The following is a 1,708-nucleotide window of genomic DNA, read 5'->3' as shown; positions in this document are numbered from 1 at the left end:
TGAGTCAGCTGCCGGTAATGCGTAGTCATCTGCGCTTGAATCCTTCGGTGTGAGAGCCTGGATTCTACCGGTGGCTGGCTCTCTGCCTCTCGTTTCAAGCGTTGCGCTTATTCTATGAATTCAGGACACATAAAACTCATGAAAAAATGGCTGATAACTGTGCAACTACATTACGTCGCTTCAAGATCACGCAAATTTGGGTCTCTGGGCTAACCGCTTCCGGCGCAGTAATTGCTGTGTTTTTTGATCCTGTGGGTGTGAAAGGCGCAACGGCTTTTCTCTCGCTGCTTACCTTGCTGATTTCGGGCTATATGAAAGGGTTTGATCCTGGTGGGACAGCTCAGAAGCACAGGGATGCAGCAGCCAGTATCTGGCCAATACGAGAGTCCTACCTTTCTCTGATCACTGATTTGCGAATGAATCATATCTCCTACGAAGATGCCATTAAGCGCAGAGATGAGCTGCAAGCTAAACTAGCCACAATCTATAAGGCGGCGCCACAGACGGACAGTAAAGCTTACTTAAGCGCACAGAAAGCATTAAAAGATAATGAAGAATATACTTTCTCAGATTCTGAGATTGATTGTTTTCTGCCAACTACGCTACGCAAGGATGCCTAATAGTGAGCCCCACCCTGGCAAGTGACCGTTTTATTTCTGCGTTAGCTGCAACTTTAGATATCCCTGCTGAGCGGTATGAGTCTGCAGATAAAAGTTATCGATCAATTTGTACATGGTTGGAGCGTTCCGAGTCACGCTTTTCTAACGTTGATATTGATGCATATATTCAAGGCTCGTTTCGGCTAGGTACAGTAATTCCGCCAATAAGTGGTGAGGAACACTACGATCTCGACGTGGTTTTTGAGTTTGATCTTAGTAAGGCAACAAAAACTCAGCAGGGGCTTTATGAAGACCTCGGTTATGAGCTCAAGCTTTACGCAGCTCGGTATGGGATGCAGGCTCCATCCGATTGGGATAGGTGCTGGACGTTAAATTACGCAGACACCGCGCAATTTCATATGGATCTTCTGCCCTCTGTTCCAGATGGACAGCGCCAACGTTTGATAAGAGAGCAGCGTGCTATGACGCTGGATTTTGTTGATCGCTCGATATCAATAACTGATAAAAATCATGGTAATTACGCACATCTCTCTGAAGACTGGCCCTCCAGTAACCCGCATGGCTATGCGGATTGGTTCTATGAATGCATGAAGCCTGCGTTTGACCAAAAGCGTAGGGCGATGATGCTGGCAGAGGCCAAGGCTGATATTGCAGATATACCCGTGTTCAGAGTGAAGACGCCCCTGCAATCAGCTATCCAGATTCTTAAACGTCATAGAGACATGCGTTTTTCAGATGATCCAGACGGTCGCCCTACATCTGTTGTGATTTCCACGTTGGCGGCTCACTCGTACGGACAGGAGTCCTCAGTTACGGGGGCTCTAATCAGTATTCTACAGTCGATGGACAGGTACATTGTTGATCGGGAAGGCGTGTCTTGGATAGAAAACCCATCCAACCCGCGTGAGAACTTCGCCGACTCTTGGGAGCAAGAGCCGGCAAGGAAAGACGCTTTCTATGATTCCTGAATTCAACACATAAGTGCAACGCTCACCCCTGTATGCACTTCGTACGGCGTCTTCCAGCCCAAGCGCTTGCGCGGGCGTAGATTGATCCTCGCTACTGTCCGATTGACGGCTTCGACGGTC

General features: G+C 48.2%; 2 protein-coding genes and 1 pseudogene. 2 read left to right on the top strand and 1 reads right to left on the bottom strand.

Translation table 11 applies throughout. The annotated features are described in order from the left end of the window. Nucleotides 1-101: 101 nt before the first annotated feature. Both AC19YT_RS28150 and AC19YT_RS28145 read left to right on the top strand, forming a co-directional pair. Complete coding sequence (locus AC19YT_RS28150) at nucleotides 102-620, top strand: SLATT domain-containing protein (RefSeq protein ID WP_500611379.1); 519 nt, start codon at nucleotides 102-104, stop codon at nucleotides 618-620. A gap of 2 nt (nucleotides 621-622) precedes the next feature. Next, entirely contained in the window at nucleotides 623-1,588 is a 966-nt protein-coding gene (locus AC19YT_RS28145; RefSeq protein WP_500611378.1) for a nucleotidyltransferase domain-containing protein, read from the top strand. A gap of 2 nt (nucleotides 1,589-1,590) precedes the next feature. Here the strand turns inward: AC19YT_RS28145 and AC19YT_RS28140 are convergent. Then, a pseudogene (locus AC19YT_RS28140) lies at nucleotides 1,591-1,708 on the bottom strand (IS30 family transposase); the annotation flags it as partial.

Source organism: Pseudomonas sp. MF08875, from assembly GCF_059862525.1.
Note: the sequence above shows the minus strand (reverse complement) of the source record. Positions and strands in the feature narration are given on the sequence as shown.